General features: G+C 52.7%; 15 protein-coding genes. 4 read left to right on the top strand and 11 right to left on the bottom strand.

The features are described from left to right. The first annotated feature begins 53 nt into the window (after positions 1 to 53). Complete coding sequence (locus tag ACFX4O_RS16760; RefSeq protein ID WP_380209935.1) at positions 54 to 590, top strand: dihydrofolate reductase family protein; 537 nt, start codon at positions 54 to 56, stop codon at positions 588 to 590. A 305-nt stretch (positions 591 to 895) separates the two neighbouring features. Here ACFX4O_RS16760 and ACFX4O_RS16755 read toward each other — a convergent pair whose 3' ends face one another. The 4 genes from ACFX4O_RS16755 to guaB form a co-directional block, all read right to left on the bottom strand. Further along, entirely contained in the window at positions 896 to 2,794 is a 1,899-nt protein-coding gene (locus tag ACFX4O_RS16755; RefSeq protein ID WP_380209933.1) for a methyl-accepting chemotaxis protein, read from the bottom strand. 545 nt (positions 2,795 to 3,339) lie between these two features. After that, on the bottom strand, positions 3,340 to 4,878 hold the full coding sequence (locus tag ACFX4O_RS16750) for a methyl-accepting chemotaxis protein (protein ID WP_380209931.1): 1,539 nt from the start codon (positions 4,876 to 4,878) through the stop codon (positions 3,340 to 3,342). A 1,231-nt stretch (positions 4,879 to 6,109) separates the two neighbouring features. Then, entirely contained in the window at positions 6,110 to 7,687 is a 1,578-nt protein-coding gene (guaA, locus tag ACFX4O_RS16745) for a glutamine-hydrolyzing GMP synthase (protein WP_131406509.1), read from the bottom strand. A gap of 61 nt (positions 7,688 to 7,748) precedes the next feature. Continuing rightward, positions 7,749 to 9,215 (bottom strand): IMP dehydrogenase, encoded by a 1,467-nt coding sequence (gene guaB / locus ACFX4O_RS16740; RefSeq protein ID WP_131406507.1) that lies wholly within the window; start codon positions 9,213 to 9,215, stop codon positions 7,749 to 7,751. A 159-nt stretch (positions 9,216 to 9,374) separates the two neighbouring features. Between guaB and xseA the strand changes: the two genes are divergently transcribed. From xseA to ACFX4O_RS16725, 3 genes are all read left to right on the top strand, one after another. After that, positions 9,375 to 10,748: an exodeoxyribonuclease VII large subunit gene (gene xseA / locus ACFX4O_RS16735; protein WP_380209928.1), complete on the top strand. Its 1,374-nt coding sequence runs from the start codon at positions 9,375 to 9,377 to the stop codon at positions 10,746 to 10,748. Between the two features lie 71 nt (positions 10,749 to 10,819). Continuing rightward, positions 10,820 to 11,845: a M4 family metallopeptidase gene (locus ACFX4O_RS16730; protein ID WP_131406503.1), complete on the top strand. Its 1,026-nt coding sequence runs from the start codon at positions 10,820 to 10,822 to the stop codon at positions 11,843 to 11,845. Continuing rightward, positions 11,845 to 12,183 carry a protealysin inhibitor emfourin gene (locus ACFX4O_RS16725; RefSeq protein ID WP_380210071.1) on the top strand — a complete coding sequence of 113 codons (339 nt, stop codon included), beginning with the start codon at positions 11,845 to 11,847 and terminating at the stop codon, positions 12,181 to 12,183. The genes ACFX4O_RS16730 and ACFX4O_RS16725 overlap by 1 nt, the downstream gene beginning before the upstream one ends. Here the strand turns inward: ACFX4O_RS16725 and ACFX4O_RS16720 are convergent. The 7 genes from ACFX4O_RS16720 to rodZ form a co-directional block, all read right to left on the bottom strand. Further along, a complete protein-coding gene (locus ACFX4O_RS16720) occupies positions 12,180 to 12,395 on the bottom strand; it encodes a zinc ribbon domain-containing protein (RefSeq protein ID WP_131406501.1) in 216 nt (71 codons plus the stop codon). The genes ACFX4O_RS16725 and ACFX4O_RS16720 overlap by 4 nt on opposite strands. An 84-nt stretch (positions 12,396 to 12,479) precedes the next feature. Next, positions 12,480 to 13,955 carry a ribosome biogenesis GTPase Der gene (gene der, locus ACFX4O_RS16715; RefSeq protein ID WP_380209925.1) on the bottom strand — a complete coding sequence of 492 codons (1,476 nt, stop codon included), beginning with the start codon at positions 13,953 to 13,955 and terminating at the stop codon, positions 12,480 to 12,482. Between the two features lie 121 nt (positions 13,956 to 14,076). Then, positions 14,077 to 15,255 (bottom strand): outer membrane protein assembly factor BamB, encoded by a 1,179-nt coding sequence (bamB, locus tag ACFX4O_RS16710; protein WP_380209923.1) that lies wholly within the window; start codon positions 15,253 to 15,255, stop codon positions 14,077 to 14,079. Between the two features lie 10 nt (positions 15,256 to 15,265). Then, the gene (locus ACFX4O_RS16705; RefSeq protein WP_380209921.1) at positions 15,266 to 15,886 is read right to left on the bottom strand and encodes a YfgM family protein; all 621 of its coding nucleotides are present in this window, start codon (positions 15,884 to 15,886) and stop codon (positions 15,266 to 15,268) included. 36 nt (positions 15,887 to 15,922) lie between these two features. After that, the gene (gene hisS / locus ACFX4O_RS16700) at positions 15,923 to 17,197 is read right to left on the bottom strand and encodes a histidine--tRNA ligase (RefSeq protein ID WP_380209919.1); all 1,275 of its coding nucleotides are present in this window, start codon (positions 17,195 to 17,197) and stop codon (positions 15,923 to 15,925) included. Positions 17,198 to 17,306: 109 nt separating this feature from the next. After that, complete coding sequence (gene ispG, locus ACFX4O_RS16695; protein ID WP_131406491.1) at positions 17,307 to 18,425, bottom strand: flavodoxin-dependent (E)-4-hydroxy-3-methylbut-2-enyl-diphosphate synthase; 1,119 nt, start codon at positions 18,423 to 18,425, stop codon at positions 17,307 to 17,309. 26 nt (positions 18,426 to 18,451) lie between these two features. Beyond that, positions 18,452 to 19,459 carry a cytoskeleton protein RodZ gene (gene rodZ, locus ACFX4O_RS16690; RefSeq protein WP_380209917.1) on the bottom strand — a complete coding sequence of 336 codons (1,008 nt, stop codon included), beginning with the start codon at positions 19,457 to 19,459 and terminating at the stop codon, positions 18,452 to 18,454. Between the last annotated feature and the right edge of the window lie 228 nt (positions 19,460 to 19,687).

Raw genomic sequence — 19,687 nt, 5'->3', positions numbered from 1 at the left:
TGGGTAATCACTAAACTCAACTTAATACATGCGGCATGAATACGGAGCACCTGATGGTCACCACACACGTTTTTATTGCAGTTAGTCTTGATGGCTACATCGCCCGTCAGGATGGCGATATCGGCTGGTTGTTGCAGCGCGATGACCCGACAGAAGATCACGGCTATGCGGCGTTCATCGCGGACAAAGATTGGATCGTTATGGGCCGGGGGAGCTATGAAAAAGTGCTGACCTTTGACGAATGGCCTTATGACCGGCCCGTGCTGGTGCTCTCCCGGCAACTGGCCAGTAGCCCCGTGCCCGAGAGGCTGAAGGGCAAAGTGCAGTTCTCCCGACGCGCGCCGAAGGAGGTGATTGATGACCTGGCGGCACAGAACGCACATCGCGTCTATATCGATGGCGGGCAGTTGATACAGTCGTTCCTGCGCGAAGGGCTGGTCGCTGATATCGTTATCACTACCGTTCCTGTCCTGCTCGGTTCGGGAAAGCCGCTGTTCGGAACGCTGACTCAGGATATCGATTTGACGCTGTTATCGAGCCGCAGCTTCCCTTCGGGTCTGGTGCAGTCGCACTATCGGCTGACGCCATAAACCGCATATAAACATAGCGGCAACCTGCGCTAAATGCACAAGTAAAAAACCGGAACCCGGCAAAAGTAGGGAGGCGTCCCGCCTTCGCCGGACTGGATAAGCCCGGAGAGCGCCAGCATCGCAGTGGCAAAGTGCAGACCCACGAAGAAGCACGGACCGCTCCCGGTTACAGACCAGAGTGATAAGAATTAAGTGCGAATGGATTTTTACCACACGGGAAATGCGAAGCGGGCATTGACGGAAAGGATGAATGACAGACGCAAGATATAAGAAAGCCGACTCTGCAGAGTCGGCTATTTTGTATGTCAGAGCTTGAAGCTGCCAACAACGTTTTCGAGTTGGACGGTTTGTTCTTCCATAGACTGCGCGGCCGCCGCCACCTCTTCCACCAGTGCCGCATTCTGCTGCGTTGCGCTATCGAGCTGGTTGATGGCGATGTTGATCTGAGCGATCCCGCGACTTTGTTCATCGCTGGAAGAGCTGATTTCTGAGATCAGCACCCCCACGCTTTCAACTTTTTCCATCAGGCCGTCCATCGTTGTACCCGCCTGACGAACCAGTCCGCTGCCCTGCTCAATGCTGCTCACCGACTCTTCAATCAGTTTTTTGATCTCCTGAGCTGAGCGGGCACTGCGCTGCGCCAGTGAACGAACCTCACCGGCCACCACAGCGAACCCACGCCCGTGTTCACCCGCCCTTGCCGCCTCCACCGCTGCGTTAAGCGCCAGGATGTTGGTTTGGAAAGCGATGCCGTCAATCACACTGATGATTTCCACCACTTTAGAGGAGGACGCATTGATGTTATCCATCGTGGAGACAACGTTGTTAACCACACTGGCCCCTTGTTTCGCCGTCGCCGAAGCCTCTACCGCCAGCTTGTTCGCCTGCAACGCGTTCTCTGCGTTAAGGCGCACGGTGCTGGTCAGTTCTTCCATGGAAGCTGCCGTTTCCACGATCGAGGCCGATTGATCTTCGGTGCGCGAGGAGAGGTTCAGGTTACCGCTGGCAATCTGGCGCGAAGCCGATGAGATCGCCATTGAGCTATTCCCTACCTGCTGCATCAACTCATTAAGGAACGAAATAAATTTATTGAAGTTGTTGATAATGGCATTAAATTCCGGACTCTTACTTTGCGCAAGACGCTGCGTTAAATCCGCACCGCCGCTGGATAGCGCTTCAATATTACGATTGAGCAACGTCACATTATGGAAAATATTGCGCACAATAATCATCATGATAAAGACGATAAGTATTCCGATAATCGCCTGTACGATGGTGAGCTTGGCCATAATAGCGTTAGACATACTCACCAGGTGGCTGCTCGGAATATCAACTGCCATGAACCACGGGCTGCCGCTGATAGGCAGAACGAACAGGGAATGTGCGCCGTCTTCACCGTCATAGCTCCCACGCACTTCCGTTGCTTTACCCTGGCCTAATAGGCTAACTAACGGTGCTGCCGCCGGAATACCGAGATCGCGGACGTTTGAGAGCGCGGGTTTATCCTGTACGGAAGAGCCATTACCGACGATTTTACCGTCCGCTTCAACAATCAGTACGCTGCCGTTTACCGCTTTGCCCATGTCGACAGCCAGCTGGTTAAAGAAGCCCAGCGTCACGTCGATGGTCGCCACGCCCCAGGCTTTGCCATCTTTCCAGATAGCCATTGCACAGTTCGTTCGCGGCTGCGGGCTGGCCGCATCCTGATAGGCTTTCGCCCACGCACACTCTCCTTTGGGCGCATTCATGCCGTCTTTATACCAGGGTTGTTCCCAGTATTTTGCCGATTCCGGCTGGTTCCATACGGTGTTGACTTGCAGATTGCCGCTTCCGTCGCGAGCATAGAAAGTACTGAATTTGTCCCGAGCCGGATCACGCTGGCCTGGAAGAGGCCAAATCCCACCACCGAATACGTTTAAATCCCCGTATTGGTTAACCAGGTGCGGTAATAATCCGTCGATTTGCTCACTTTGCAGACCGACAACCAGTTCAGTGATTGAGCGTTGCTGAGCCTTAACACGGTTCATCTGCTCTTTAATCGCGTTACTTTGTAATTCAACCGTCGCCTGAATATTTTTGGTCTCCGTTTCAATAATCTGCGGGGAGACGAATTGCTTGATAACAATATAGGTAACTATCAATAAGATAACGAAAAAGCTTATAAGCAACAGGCCTATTCGGCCCTGGGTATTTTTCCATGTCATAATGGCAGCGCTCGTCTGGTTGAATTAGGTGTAATAACGACATTAATTGGAAATTCTTTAATTTAAATCGTGCCGCGGTTTCATATAAAAGCGCATTCCAGAGGACAAAATGTCGTTTTGGGAAAAAACGTTCTGCCGTTCACATTTTTTAAATGACCCACCTTGTTTCTATAAAAGATAATATCGTCGTAATGCGTTATTTTCCGTGGATAAATTTACTTTGATAATATCAACATCATTTTCATCAATATGCGTACATTCTGATGAAACTGAACAGTACGGACAGCAACATGCTCGTTCGTACCCTTTTTATCAGGCAAAGTGTCTACGCTCTGGAACGGTAAAGACATGCTGACCTGTTCCCCGTTTTTTAACTCACCGTTGCGTTAGTAACGTCCGCCCCTAGTGTAAAACGGCCCGTCATGGCGTGCAGTGCCGACTTTGTTGAAAGACGAGTAATCGCAGGTGGTCCGATAGCGGCCATTTAAAAAAAACATCACCAACAAGGCAGGCATCAGCCTGCCTGTATATTTTTTGGCAAAACGTTAGCTCAGTTTAAAAACGGCTACTGTCTCTTCCAGCAATTGAGACTGCTCTTTAAGCGAATGCGCCGCCGCCGATGCTTCTTCTACTAACGCGGCGTTTTGCTGCGTTACCGTGTCCATCTGCGCAACGGCCTGGTTTATCTGCTCAATGCCGCGACTCTGCTCACCGGTCGAGAGTGCAATTTCCGACATCAACTCAGAAACCTGCTTAACGGTGCTAATAATGCGTTGCATGCTGTCACCTGCCTGCGACACCCTTTCGCTACCCAGAAGTACCTGCCGGCCGGATTCCTCAATAAGCTCTTTGATCTCTTTCGCTGCGAGTGACGAACGCTGCGCCAGATTACGAACTTCACTTGCCACGACCGCAAACCCACGTCCCTGCTCGCCGGCTCTTGCCGCTTCAACCGCCGCGTTGAGTGCCAGGATGTTGGTCTGGAAAGCAATGTCTTCGATTAATGAGATGATGGTGTCTATTTTGCCGGAACTGGATTCGATCTCTTTCATCGACATCACCGCCTTTTCAACAATCGTATTCCCTTCCTGCGCGGAGCTGCGCATCGCCGTCGCAAGGGTATTTGCCTGTTGTGTGTTTTCGGAGGTGTGCTTAACCGTTGAAGTTAGCTGTTCCATGCTGGCAGCGGTCTGCCCAAGAGAAGCCGCTTGCTCTTCGGTACGGGCCGAGAGATCAGTATTACCGGCAGCAATTTCTTCTGCCGCGTGGGCCACGCTCTGACTGGAATTACGCACCTGGGCAATGATCTCCAGAAGGGCAAGACGCATTTGCTCAAGCGAACCGAGCATGTCGCCAATCTCGTCTTTAGAACCATAAACAACAGGAGTGTGCAACTCCCCTGCCGCCATCTTCTGGCAATGTAAGCGGGCGGCATCCAGCGGCGAAAGAACACGACGACGCAGCAGGATAAAGATAGCGACAATGATCAAGGTAAACAGTAAGGCGAAAACACCAATGGTCACCATGCTGTTCACGAAGCGATTCTGCGCGTCGTTGTTAAGGCGCTGGGCGTATTTTTCGCGGAAGGCAAGCAGGTTATCGAGTGTGATCTCAAACTGACGATCAAGCTGCGGGATCGTAGTGCTGACGAGCTGGTTGAAACGCGCCGTGTCGTTGTTGCTCGCGGCGTCCATCAACGGACGCAGGCCTTGATCAACATACGCTTGCCAGGCCTGGCTATAAGGCGCCGAAAGCGCCTCTTCGCCCGCGACAGGTGGCGCAGCCTTGTAGTTGTTGAACGCATCGGTGGCTTTTTGCATCACCGCTTTCGCGCTCTCAAGCGAGGCATCCGCTTTCTGTTTGTCGCCCAGGGAGGCGTTGATCATGGCTTCCATCAACCGCACTCGCAGTGTGCGGCTATGGTTAATCGGGTCAATAACCGACAGCACGACCCTGATCTCTTTGTTCACGTTATCCAGCGACTCGTTGCTGCGGGTCAGTGACCAAAGGTTAGAAGCCGAGCTGATGAGAAAGATACCAAGTAACAGGCTAAAAACGAGAAATGAAAAACGCCTAACTGACATATTTATTACCCTGGGTTGAGGTTATTTCATAAATTTCTGCCCCCTTTGAAAGGAGCATACCAAGGACAACTTATCGGCAATCTGGCGTAAAAATTTAATTTAAATCACATTACACATTTGAATCAAAGAGTTAGACAGAAAGCACCTGCGAGAAAGAAAATATGCTTAGTATTCACCAATTTATTCAAACTAACGTTTCAAATATGCCGTTTCAGGGAATGGCTATTCATCCTGCCGACGAGTCGAAATTGTTCAAAAAACGCACATTCCTGGCATCAAATTGAAGGGGCAGAAAATGGAATTTACACACAGGGGTGAAATATAAGGAGCTGATAATTTAAAAGCAGGAAATTCGATACAGGTGATGGATTTCCCACCGCCACATGAAAGACAAAGGGATTGAAAGTTTTAGATTGAATTTATTAATGTATTGCCCGATTCAATCTCCTTTTTATAAATAGCTAAATGATGTTTAAATAATTTTTCATAATCTTCTACGGTACTGGCTAAGATCGTTATTTCTATATCAGATTCACCTAACGCTTCTGGAAAATATTCAATAGCAATAAAGCCACAAATTATTTCTTCATCAGTTCCCTAATCAATAGTTTACAACCCGTTTTATCGGTATTTAGAGAGTAAAATTGAGTTGATTTCAAAATACGATGAATGATTCCCATTGGTAGATCGCCAAATTCAAATTCAGGGATGTCAATAATCCCCCCCCTCCTTCCTAAGGTCGAATATCACTTCGTTCCCCTTGAGATATTGATGTTTTTTGCGATAATCTCGTTTATACAAAGTGTAACTGAAATACACCCCACCAATTAATTCGCCGATATACTAGCGACGCCCACCTCTGGCACTAAACAAATACGAAATGTTAATTTTTTAAAAATGGCGCATAAATTATCATATAACGACATGCCGAAAGTGAGGAAATCCACAAACTGTTTGCAATTAGCTTTTTATATCATTCAAATACGCAATTTAGGATCATAAACAGAATTTGATAATTATCTTTGCCCACAAAAACTTAACTCAAGCACTTATATTTTTAATATGGTCACATCAAATAAAAATATACAAAAATAGAATTTATATGATTAAGCCCCTTCTGCAAATTAATAAAAACTCTTAATTAACCGTCAATAAATCCCGCAAGACACTATATACAAAAAAAAGCCCGCTTTCGCGGGCTTAATATTTTATATCTTCAGCAGGAACGAAATCATTCCCACTCAATCGTCGCTGGCGGTTTACCGCTGATGTCATACACCACGCGGGAAATACCGTTTACTTCGTTGATGATGCGGTTAGAAACGCGGCCGAGGAAATCGTACGGCAGATGCGCCCAATGTGCGGTCATAAAGTCGATGGTTTCTACTGCACGCAGAGAGACAACCCAGTCGTATTTACGACCGTCGCCCATCACGCCTACGGAGCGAACCGGCAGGAACACGGTGAACGCCTGGCTCACTTTGTTGTAGAGATCGGCTTTATGCAGCTCTTCGATAAAGATCGCATCAGCGCGGCGCAGCAGGTCGCAATACTCTTTCTTCACTTCGCCCAGCACGCGAACACCGAGGCCCGGGCCCGGGAACGGATGGCGGTACAGCATGTCGTACGGCAGGCCCAGTTCCAGACCAATTTTACGCACTTCATCTTTGAACAGCTCACGTAGCGGTTCAACCAGCCCCATCTTCATCTCTTTCGGCAGGCCACCCACGTTGTGGTGAGATTTGATAACGTGCGCTTTACCGGTTGCCGACGCAGCGGATTCGATCACGTCCGGGTAGATGGTGCCCTGCGCCAGCCATTTCACGTCTTCCAGCTTCAGTGCTTCTTCGTCGAACACTTCCACGAATACGCGGCCAATGATTTTGCGTTTTGCTTCCGGATCGTTCTCGCCAGCCAATGCATCCAGGAAACGCGCTTCCCCTTCAACGTGGACAATGTTCAGACCGAAGTGGTCGCCAAACATGTCCATTACCTGCTGAGCTTCATTCAAACGCAGCAGACCGTTATCAACGAATACGCAGGTCAGGTTTTTGCCGATAGCGCGGTGCAGCAGCATTGCGGTTACGGAAGAGTCCACGCCGCCGGAGAGGCCGAGGATCACTTTGTCATCGCCAACCTGCTGGCGGATGCGCTCAACAGCGTCATCGATGATTTTTGCCGGCGTCCACAGCGCTTCACATTCGCAGATGTCACGCACGAAGCGCTCCAGCATACGCAGGCCCTGGCGGGTATGGGTCACTTCCGGGTGGAACTGCACGCCGTAGAAGCGTTTTTCTTCGTTCGCCATGATCGCGAACGGGCAGCTTTCGGTGCTGGCAACGGTCACGAAGCCAGACGGGATCGCCGTGACTTTGTCGCCGTGGCTCATCCACACGTCCAGCAACACTTTGCCTTCTGCGGTCAGCGAATCCTCAATGCCGCGAACCAGTGCGCTGTCGGTCTGAACTTCAACCTGTGCGTAACCGAATTCACGCTCGTTAGATCCTTCAACGTGGCCGCCGAGCTGCATCGCCATGGTCTGCATGCCGTAGCAGACGCCAAGCACCGGCACGCCAGCGTCGAACACGTATTGTGGTGCGCGCGGGCTGTTGTCTTCGGTGGTGCTTTCCGGGCCGCCGGAAAGGATGATGCCGCTGGGATTGAAGTCGCGGATCTGCGCTTCGGTGACATCCCACGCCCACAGTTCGCAGTAAACGCCCAGTTCACGCACGCGGCGCGCAACCAGTTGGGTGTACTGAGAACCGAAATCGAGGATAAGAATACGATGTTTATGAATGTTGTCCGTCATTGACGTTACTTCCGAGGCAAGTTACGAAAGCGCCCGGTGAGAGCACCGGGCGCGAAAATCATTAAGAACCCATGCGGTAGTTCGGGGATTCCTTGGTGATGGTCACGTCGTGAACGTGGCTTTCCTGAATGCCCGCGCCGCTGATGCGCACGAATTCCGCTTTGGTGCGCAGGTCGTCGATAGTACCACAGCCGGTCAGACCCATACAGGAGCGCAGGCCGCCCATCTGCTGGTGAATGATCTCTTTCAGGCGGCCTTTATAAGCTACGCGGCCTTCGATACCTTCCGGCACCAGTTTGTCGGCGGCGTTATCGCTCTGGAAGTAGCGGTCAGAAGAGCCTTTGGACATCGCGCCCAGCGAGCCCATGCCACGGTAAGATTTGTAAGAGCGGCCCTGGTAGAGTTCGATTTCGCCCGGGGATTCTTCAGTACCAGCCAGCATAGAGCCAACCATCACGGCGGCAGCGCCTGCGGCGATCGCTTTGGCGATGTCGCCAGAGAAACGGATACCGCCGTCAGCGATAACCGGAATGCCGGTGCCTTCCAGCGCTTCAACCGCGTCGGAAACGGCGGTGATCTGCGGAACGCCCACGCCAGTCACGATACGAGTTGTACAGATGGAGCCAGGGCCGATACCCACTTTCACTGCACTCACGCCCGCTTCTGCCAGCGCACGAGCGCCCGCGCCTGTTGCGACGTTACCGCCGATGATTTGCAGATCCGGGTATTTGGCACGGGTTTCGCGAATGCGCTGCAAAACGCCTTCGGAGTGGCCGTGAGAGGAGTCGATCAGCAGCACATCAACGCCTGCGGCAACCAGTGCGTCAACACGCTCTTCGTTACCGGCACCCGCGCCAACCGCTGCACCAACGCGCAGTTGACCCTGCTCATCTTTACAGGCGTTCGGTTTACGTTCTGCTTTCTGGAAGTCTTTCACGGTGATCATGCCACGCAGGTGGAAGCTGTCGTCGACAACCAGCGCTTTTTCAACGCGTTTTTCGTGCATTTTGGTGAGCACCACTTCGCGGGTTTCACCTTCGCGAACAGTCACCAGGCGCTCTTTCGGCGTCATATACACGCTAACCGGCTGGTTCAGATCGGTAACGAAACGCACATCACGGCCGGTGATGATGCCGACCAGTTCGTTGTCGTTATTCACCACCGGGTAACCGGCAAAGCCGTTACGTTCGGTCAGCTCTTTCACTTCGCGCAGGGTGGTGGTCGGCAGAACGGTTTGCGGGTCTTTAACCACGCCGGATTCATGTTTCTTCACGCGGCGAACTTCTTCCGCCTGGCGCTCAATGGACATGTTTTTGTGAATAAAGCCAATGCCGCCTTCCTGTGCCAGGGCAATCGCCAGGCGCGCTTCCGTCACGGTATCCATCGCCGCAGAGAGCATAGGAATGTTCAGGCGAATGGTTTTGGTGAGCTGCGTGCTCAAGTCGGCAGTATTCGGCAGAACGGTGGAATGAGCGGGAACGAGGAGGACGTCGTCAAACGTCAGTGCTTCTTTAGCGATACGTAGCATGGGCAATATCTCTGACCTGGGGGGTTAAATATTGCCGTGGCATTATACAGAGCGTAACCGATTGCATCCACACTTTTTTAAGAAAAATACTTGCCATCCCCTCGTTTCGGGTTACTATCGAACGAATAACTTGCTGATTTAGAATTTGATCTGGCTCACATGTCGTCGTTCCAATCCCCCTCAATTTTTACGGTTAGCCGCCTTAATCAGTCGGTGCGCTTACTACTGGAACGCGAACTCGGTCAGGTGTGGATCAGCGGGGAAATCTCCAACTTTACCCAGCCCGCTTCCGGTCACTGGTACTTCACCTTAAAAGACGATACTGCTCAGGTGCGCTGCGCGATGTTTCGCAACAGCAACCGCCGCGTCACGTTTCGCCCGCAGCATGGCCAGCAAGTGCTGGTACGCGCCAATATCACGCTGTATGAACCACGCGGTGAATACCAGATTATTGTCGAGAGCATGCAACCGGCCGGTGAAGGGCTGCTGCAACAGAAGTATGAGCAACTTAAAGCTAAGCTTGCCGCCGAAGGGCTGTTCGACCAGCAGTTTAAGCAGCCGCTGCCCTCACCCGCCCATTGCGTTGGTGTTATCACTTCGAAAACCGGTGCCGCGCTGCACGATATTTTGCACGTGCTGAAACGCCGCGATCCGTCGCTGCCGGTGGTGATTTACCCGACTGCTGTACAAGGCGAAGATGCGCCCGCGCAGATTGTTCGCGCCATTGAGCTGGCAAATGCACGCGAAGAGTGCGACGTGCTGATTGTCGGTCGCGGCGGCGGTTCACTGGAAGATTTGTGGAGCTTTAACGACGAACGCGTAGCGCGGGCGATTTTCGCCAGCCGTATTCCAGTGGTGAGCGCCGTTGGGCACGAAACCGACGTAACCATTGCCGATTTTGTTGCCGACCTGCGTGCGCCAACCCCTTCTGCGGCAGCGGAAATTGTCAGCCGCAATCAACTGGAACTGCTGCGCCAGGTTCAGGCGATGCAACAGCGCTTAGAAATGTCGATGGATTATTATCTGGCAGGGCGCAGCCGCCGTTTCGCCCAGTTAAATCATCGCCTGCAACAACAGCACCCGCAACTACGGCTGGCGCGTCAGCAAACCGTGCTGGAACGGCTGCAACAACGCATGCACAACGCGTTGGATAATCAGTTAAAACGCACTTCTGCACGCCAGCAGCGCGTATTGCAGCGCCTGAATCAACAAAATCCGCAGCCACGCATTTACCGGGCGCAAACCCGCATTCAGCAACTGAAATATCGCCTGAGCCAGCAAATCCGCGAGCGACTAAGCAACACGCGCGAACGCTTCGGTTCAGCCATCACCCACCTGGAAGCAGTCAGCCCGCTGGCAACACTGGCGCGTGGCTACAGCGTAACGACAGCGACCGACGGCAAAGTGTTGAAGCAGACCAAACAGGTAAAAGCAGGCGACAAACTGACTACGCGGCTGAATGACGGCTGGGTGGAAAGTGAAGTCAGTGCCGTTACACCGGTGAAAAAAGCGCGCCAACGTAAATCCTCCTAATTCACGCGCTCAATAAATCAGACGAACCTATACTTTTTGTTGTTCTTTTTTGTTTTATCAAGGAGATCAACATGAATGCACGTCATCCCCACAGTGTTATCCCGCCTTATATCCTGCGCCGCATTATCGACAATGGTTCTGAGCTTCAGCAACGCTGCGCCCGCCAGACTTTAACGCATGTACAAACGTTGATGGCGCACAGCCACGGCAAAGTCGATGCGCCGCTGGTCACTTCGCCCGGCGAGCTAGTGCGCGATATTTATGACGCTCAGCACAAAGAGACGTTGCCCGGCGAGCAAGTGCGCTATGAGGGACAGCCACCGACGGGTGATGTCGCCGTCACCGAAGCTTACGACTACCTGGGTGTCACCCATGATTTCTTCTGGCAGGTCTATAAGCGCAACTCACTGGATAATCAGGGGTTAATTCTCAGCGGCACCGTGCATTACGGCAAGGATTACCAGAACGCTTTCTGGAATGGTCAACAGATGGTGTTTGGCGATGGTGATGGTGAGATCTTCAATCGTTTTACCATTGCCATTGACGTAGTGGCACATGAACTGAGCCACGGCGTCACAGAAACGGAAGCAGGTTTGATCTATTTTGAACAAGCTGGCGCGTTAAATGAGTCGTTATCCGATGTGTTCGGTTCGCTGGTAAAACAGTACCACCAGCAGCAGACGGCAGATCAGGCAGACTGGATCATTGGTGAAGGCTTGCTAGCAAAAGGCATTCATGGCAAAGGGTTGCGTTCTATGTCGAAGCCGGGGACGGCTTACGATGACCCATTATTGGGTAAAGATCCGCAGCCTGCGCATATGAAAGATTTTATTAAAACGCGTGAGGATAACGGCGGCGTACACCTGAATTCTGGCATTCCTAACCGGGCGTTTTACCTGGCAGCAACCGCTATTGGCGGATATGCATGGGAAAAAGCAGGATACGCCTGGTATGACACGGTGTGTGACAAGTCACTCGCGCAAAATGCCGACTTTGCGGCCTTCGCCAAATTCACCATCAAACATGGCGAAAAACGGTCCGGTAAGAAAATCGCCGCCGCTATCGAACAAGCGTGGAAAGATGTCGGAGTTTTATGATGAACGAACCCGAATTAACCGACGACGCAGTGGTCGAGTTAGCCCGTGAGGGCGGACTGGCTTACATTCCCAAACTGAGCGGCGCGCGAAAAATTGTCATCGCACAACTCAATGCGGAACAGCGCCAGCGGCTGGTGGATATTTTGCACCAGACGCTCCCGCTGGCAGAGCCGCCAGGCCAGCCGGACTCACCGGGCCGTGGCGATCAGCGCTTCTACCGTTTGCAGATCACCTGGACCACCCAACAAACGGATGTGCTGCTTATCCCGGAAAGCAAAGCGCCACCGTCGTTTGTCGAACTGTGGCGCGAAGGGGAAGATTGTATTTGCAAACCTTAAAGCAGCGTAAATTCAACACGTTTTTTCGAAATCAGCCCGTGGCCGTGTTGGCAGAAAAAGTCCACCGCGCCGCAGGCTTTTAATACTTCCAGAGGTTGATGGCACTCCGGGCAATGAGCTTGTACTTCAATGTCTTTGCCGCAGCTGTCGCAGTGAGCATGTGTTCCCACTACTTGCAACGGGTTATGGCAAGCCGGGCATGTAAGATCCATAAGGCGCTCCTTAATTTTTAACGGCGTTTATCATACACCGCTGGCAATAAAAAACCCGCCAGGCGGCGGGCTTTAAGCAAGTGATTACTTACCTTTTTTGATGTGCTTAATCAGGCGTTTACGTTTACGCAGCTGGTTCGGCGTCAGGGTGTTCCGTTTTTCAGCAAACGGGTTTTCGCCCTCTTTGAACTGAATACGGATTGGCGTCCCCATCACATCCAATGATTTGCGGAAGTAGTTCATCAAATAGCGTTTGTAGGAATCCGGCAAGTCTTTCACCTGGTTGCCGTGGATCACCACAATCGGCGGGTTATAACCACCGGCGTGGGCATATTTCAGCTTCACGCGACGGCCACGCACCAGCGGCGGCTGATGATCTTCTGCCGCCATGTTCATAATACGGGTCAACAGCGCGGTGCTCACACGGCGGGTTGAGCTGTCATAAGCTTCGCGAACGGATTCAAACAGGTTGCCGACGCCGCTGCCGTGCAGCGCAGAGATAAAGTGCACGCGGGCGAAGTCGATAAAGCCCAGACGATAGTCCAGCGTCTCTTTTACCTGCTCTTTTACTTCCTGGCTCAGGCCATCCCACTTGTTGACGACGATGACCAGCGAACGACCGCTGTTAAGAATAAAGCCGAGCAGCGATAAATCCTGATCCGAAATGCCTTCACGGGCATCAATGACCAGCAGCACGACGTTAGCGTCTTCAATCGCTTGCAGGGTTTTGATAACTGAGAACTTTTCTACCACATCGGTGATTTTGCCACGCTTACGCACACCGGCGGTGTCGATAAGTATGTACTCACGCTCATCACGCTGCATCGGAATATAGATGCTGTCGCGCGTGGTGCCGGGCATGTCGTACACCACCACGCGGTCTTCACCGAGAATGCGGTTAGTGAGTGTAGACTTACCGACGTTCGGACGCCCCACGATAGCCAGCTTAATCGGCAGATCCTGCGGGTTAAAATCGTCTTCCGGCTCTTCTTGCTCGCCGTTTTCGTTGGCTTCGAACTGCGCCCAGTATTCCGCCTCTTCGTCCACAACTTCCGGCGGATTCAGCTCATCCATCCACGGCATCAGCACGTGTTCCAGCAGGCTGGTGACACCGCGGCCGTGGGAAGCGGCGATAGCGTGGATTTCCCCCAGACCAAGGGAGTAAAAATCTGCCGTTGCCTGATCCGGATCCAGACCGTCGGTTTTATTCGCCACCAGAAAGGTCGGTTTTTCGCGTGAACGCAGATGCTTAGCGATGGCCGAATCGGCAGGCATCAGCCCCGCGCGCGCATCGACCATAAACAGCACGACATCGGCTTCTTCAATCGCCAGCAGCGACTGTTCCGCCATACGCGTTTCCACCCCGTCTTCGGTGCCATCGATACCACCGGTATCAATACAGATAAATTCGCGGCCTTCAACTTCAGCACGACCGTACTTACGGTCACGAGTCAGACCCGGGAAATCCGCCACCAGCGCATCACGGGTGCGTGTTAAACGGTTAAATAGCGTGGATTTTCCAACATTAGGGCGCCCGACAAGCGCGACCACAGGTACCATGTTTAAAGCCTCATTACAGAAAATTCATTAGCAAAACGTCGCGGGTTGCACGCCGTTTTAAAAACAGGAAAACGGCTCCTGCAACAGGAGCCGTCTTTCAGGAGCGACAAACCCGACGCGCTTAGCGCGAAAGGGCGTACAGTGTACCGTCTTTTGCCTGGATCAGCAGTTTGCCACCGGCAACGACCGGCTCGGTCAGGAAACCAGAGCTGTCAACTTTCTGCTGCGCGACAAAGCGTCCGTCTTCAACGTTAATCCAGTGCACATAGCCTTCGCTATCGCCTGTTACAATGTAACCATTATACAACGCCGGAGCGGTAAGGTTACGGTGCAGCAGATCACTTTGTGTCCACAGCGTTACGCCACCATCGGTGGTCAACGCCAGTACGCGATCGTTCTGGTCGATAATGTAAATGCGGTTACCATCAACCACAAAATCGCTTACTGAGCCCAGCTCGCGTTTCCACATAATCTGGCCGCTACGCAGATCCAGCGCCGTCATGTTGCCGTTATAGGCCAGCGCATAAACCACGTTGCCAACGACAACTGGCGTGGTATCGACATCGCTCAGACGATCGATTTCTGTCGGGCCGTTGGCCTGGGAGATACGTTGTTGCCAAATCATCTGGCCCTGCTGCATCAACACCGCACTTACACGACCGTTATCACCACCGACAATGGCAGCGCCAAAGGCGGAAGTTGGCGCGGATTCACCGCGCAGAGAAAGCGCAGGCATATCGAGGTTGACGGTCCATTTAGTTGCACCATCGCTTTCGTTCAGCGCCTGCAACTGCCCGTTGCTGGTGTGGATCAGCACTAAACCGTCGCTCACTACCGGGCGAGAAAGCGCTTCACCGGCAACTTTGGTTTTCCACGCTTGCGAACCATCGCTGGTATTCAGCGCGTAAACCTGCGCTTTTTCGCTGCCCACATACACATGACCGACGGAAACCGTCACACCGCCGGAAAGCAGCGCGGCGCGCGTGGAGAACCAGCCATCTTTTTCAGCCAGATTTACCGACCAAATTTCATGCCCATCATCGATGCTAACCGCTTTCACTACACCATGACGATCGGCGGCGTAAACCACGCCATCAGCAAACGCTGGATGCAGATGAGAGTAGAAATCACCGATACCGTTGCCAACGGAGGTGCTCCATGACGTAGTCGGTGTGAACTGGTTTTCAACCACCGGCAACGGGGACATTTTGACAACATCTTCTTCGCTGTTAAACAGGGAACAGCCGCTCAAAAGCGTGACGGAAAGCAGCCCTGGCAGAAGTAATTTACGCAATTGCATCGGGTCCCTCTTAGATGGACAAATTATTGATTTTCATCTGCATCATTTCACTCAGCGCAGGAGAAGCATTGTTTTTAATGCCGTTTTCCCATGCGGTGCGCGCGCCTTGTTTATCGCCTTTGCTCAGCAGTGCTTCGCCGCGCAGATCGGCAACAATCGCTGACCAGCTTTCCGCTTTAACCGCATCCAGCGTTTTCAGCGCAGCGTCTTGTTGCTTTTGCTGTACCTGGATGCGCGCCAGGCGCACATTGATTATCGACTTGAGATTTTCATCATTCGTCGCAGCCAGCCCCTGTTGCAACTGAGCAGCGGCTTTATCCAGCTCGTTTTTCTCAACGAATTGCTGCGCCAGCTCCAGCGACGCCAGCGCACCGTAGGCGTTTTTGTTGTCAACAGCAAATTTTTCCGCCGCTGTGAACGATTCTGGTTTGTCTGCCGAAAGCGCGGCAACCGCGTTTTCATAGGCCTGTGAAGAAGCTCTCGCCGTGTCCGCCTGATGGCCGTTCCAGTAGCGCCAGCCAACCAGCGCACCAATACCCAAAACGACACCAACGGCCAGCGCTTTACCATTCTCGGCAAAGAAGCGCTTAATCGCGTCTACCTGGTCGTTTTCGTTTTCGTAAATTTCCACGCAGTCCTTCTCCTTAACGATAATTCACCGGGGAGATTAGCCCAGTAGTGTGCGCAAATGCGCCGCAACGCTCTCCTGCGTTACCGTACTCTGCTCACCAGAGCGTAAATCCTTCACCACAACATTACCGTCGGCAATTTCAGTTTCGCCGAGCACCAGTGCGACGCGAGCGCCCCACTTGTCCGCGCGGGCAAACTGCTTTTTAAAATTGCCGCCGCCGTGGTTCATCATCAGCCGTACGCCAGGTAACGCATCGCGCACCTTTTCACCCAACTGCATAGCAGCGGATTGCGTATTGGCGCCAGACGCCACCAGGTATATATCGACAACGGATTCTGATTTAAATTCCGGATTAACTGCCTGAACTAACAAAACAAGTCGTTCAAGGCCCATTGCGAAGCCAACCGCCGGAGTCGCGCGACCGCCAAGCTGCTCAACCAGGCCGTCATAACGACCGCCTGCGCAAACGGTGCCTTGCGCGCCCAGACTTGTGGTGACCCATTCGAAAACAGTGCGATTGTAGTAATCCAAACCACGCACCAGACGCTGGTTTACCGTATAAGCGATACCTGCCGCATCAAGGAATGCGCAAAGGCCAGCGAAGTGTTCGCGGGACTCATCATCAAGGTAATCCCCCAGTTTCGGGGCATCGTTCAGCAACGCCTGAATGTCCTGGTTTTTGGTATCCAGCACACGCAACGGGTTGGTATACATACGACGCAAGCAGTCTTCGTCCAGCTTATCTTTATGCTGCTCGAGGAAAGCCACTAACGCATCGCGATAGGTCGCACGCGCTTCGAGCGAGCCAATAGAGTTGAGCTCAAGGGCAACGCTAGAAGCAATACCCAGCTCGCGCCACCAGCGGGCGGTAAGCATAATCAGCTCGGCATCGATATCCGGCCCTTGCAGGCCAAACACTTCCACACCCAACTGATGGAACTGACGGTAGCGCCCTTTCTGCGGACGCTCGTAGCGGAACATCGGCCCGACGTACCACAAGCGCTGTTCCTGATTGTACAGCAGACCATGTTCGATGCCGGCGCGTACGCAGCCCGCAGTACCTTCGGGACGCAGTGTCAGGCTGTCGCCATTGCGATCGTCAAAGGTATACATCTCTTTTTCAACCACGTCGGTCACTTCACCGATCGCGCGTTTGAATAACGGGGTCTGCTCTACAATCGGCAAACGGATTTCACTGTAACCGTAGCTGCCGAGCACGTTTTTTAAAGCGCCTTCAATGCGCTGCCAGATGGCGGTCTCGCCAGGCAGATAATCGTTCATGCCGCGAATGGCTTGAATATTTTTTGCCACGTTTATTCTCTTTATTAATACAAAAAATGAACCCTCGGGGCCGCGACGAACTGCGGGTCGCGCCGGGCGGGTTCATCATACACGGGAAGCCTGCTGCTTCCCAGCAACCTTATTTTTCTACCTGTTGCACATCGATACGACGCGCTTCATCCAGAATCGACGCTTTCGCGCGAATGCGGGCTTCAAGCTGGCTAATCATATCGCTGTTATCCAGACGGTCTTTGCGCACGCCATCTTCATACAGGCCGCTTTTCTTGTTGCCGCCGGTCACACCCAGCGTGGAAACCAGCGCTTCACCAGGGCCATTCACCACGCAACCAATAATGGAGACATCCATCGGCGTGATGATATCTTCCAGCCGCTGTTCAAGGGCGTTGACCGTACCGATAACGTCAAACTCCTGACGGGAACAGGTCGGGCAGGCGATAAAGTTAATCCCACGCGAGCGAATGCGCAGCGATTTCAGGATATCAAAACCAACTTTGATCTCCTCCACCGGATCGGCAGCCAGCGAAATACGCAACGTGTCACCAATACCTTCAGAAAGTAGCAACCCCAGACCAATCGCGGATTTCACCGCGCCAGCGCGCGCGCCACCGGCTTCGGTGATGCCAAGGTGCAGCGGCTGTTCGATCTGTTTTGCCAGCAGGCGATAGGATTCAACAGCGAGGAAGACGTCCGACGCTTTCACGCTGACTTTGAACTGATCGAAATTAAGGCGATCAAGATGATCGACATGGCGCATGGCGGATTCAAGCAGCGCTTGCGGCGTTGGCTCGCCATACTTTTCTTGCAGATCTTTTTCCAGCGAACCGGCGTTAACGCCGATGCGAATCGGGATATTTTTATCGCGCGCGCAATCAACAACGGTGCGAATACGCTCTTCGTTGCCAATGTTACCGGGATTAATACGCAGGCAGTCAACGCCATATTCGGCAACTTTGAGCGCGATGCGATAGTCAAAATGGATGTCCGCAACCAGCGGGACATTCACTTGCTGTTTGATCAACTTGAACGCTTCCGCCGCGTCCATGGTCGGGACGGAGACGCGGACAATATCTGCGCCGACGCGCTCAAGCGCTTTGATTTGATTGACCGTAGCTTCAACATCCGTGGTACGGGTGTTTGTCATGGACTGCACGGCGATGGGCGCGCCATCGCCAATGGGCACATTACCAACGTAAATCCGTTTCGATTTCCGACGCTGAATCGGGGCCTGGTTATGCATGAAAAATCTCCCGCGTTGCCCGTCTGTTACTGTGCTGCTGATTGTTCGGCATTGACGGTCAGACGCGCAACCTGGTTAGTTCTGATAAAACGGCTCAGATCGACAGGTTTACCCTGATACTGAATCTGAACGGCTGACGGCGCGCCAATTTTCAGCTTATATGGCGCTTGGCCGGTTAAATTGAGCGTGGCATCTTTACGTTGCATTCCACTGAATAATTTTTTCCCGGTGGCATCGCTCACTTCCAGCCAGCAATCGGCAGTGAAGTTCATTACCAACGCATTGGTATCCGCTTGCGCACCTGCAACACCGGCCTGGTTGGTCGGTAACTGCGTCGTGTTCGCTGGAGCAACAGGCTGCTGCATGGCGTCGACATTCGCCTGCGACGGTGCAACAACGGTGTTCTGGTTTGCGGTATTAGCAGGTGCCTGCGGCGCGCTGGAGGCTGGCTTTTGCGCCGTTGCCGACGGTGCAGGCGCTTCGACAGGCGTGCCGGAATTATCAACCGGGTCTGCTGCTGCAGTGTCGTTATTCAGCGGTACGCTTTGCGCGTTGCTGTTGCTCGCATTCAGTTCCGCAGAAGATTGATCCGCCATGTTGGTGATCTCTTCCTGCTGCGCTTTGTGGTTATCCCACCACCATGCGCCCGTCAGGCCGATTGCAACCAAAAACACCAGCCAGGTGATGAAACTCATCATCCAGCCACTGCGTTTTTTACGCGGCTTGCCTAAAGCAAAAGTTTGCATCGGCGCAACTTTTGCCGCTCTGACCGGTGCTTGTTTTTCAAGAATCGGCAGCAGCTCTTCTTCAGGAATGTGGACCAGGCGGGCATAGGAGCGGATATAACCGCGTACAAAAGTCGAAGCCAGATCGGCGGGTGACCTGTCCTCTTCGATATCGCGTACCGTGGAAACCTTCAGGCACAAGCGCTCTGCAACCGCTTGCTGGCTGAGTCCAAGTTGTTCACGGGCGTTGCGCAGACGTACGCCAGTGGTTTGTGCTTCATTTTGGTCGTGAGTGGCTTCAGTATTCATTCGCTACAACTACTGGTACGTGAAAATTAAACATTCAGGCGCGCATAACCGCAATGCCTACACGCGCCGCGAAAAAACCGGGTCGGTTAAACCTGGCCCACAGTATAGGACTGTCAGGCTCGTCATAACAGAACAGCTTTCAGCACTTTTTGCTAAGCCGTTGTTCCATCACTACATACTGCCTTAAAGTCAGGAGAAACGCACCGTAATTATTAATGGCCTGTATGT

This window comes from Kosakonia sp. YIM B13571 (genome assembly GCF_042788095.1).
GTDB lineage: Bacteria > Pseudomonadota > Gammaproteobacteria > Enterobacterales > Enterobacteriaceae > Kosakonia > Kosakonia quasisacchari.
This window is presented reverse-complemented; position numbering and strand designations above follow the sequence as displayed.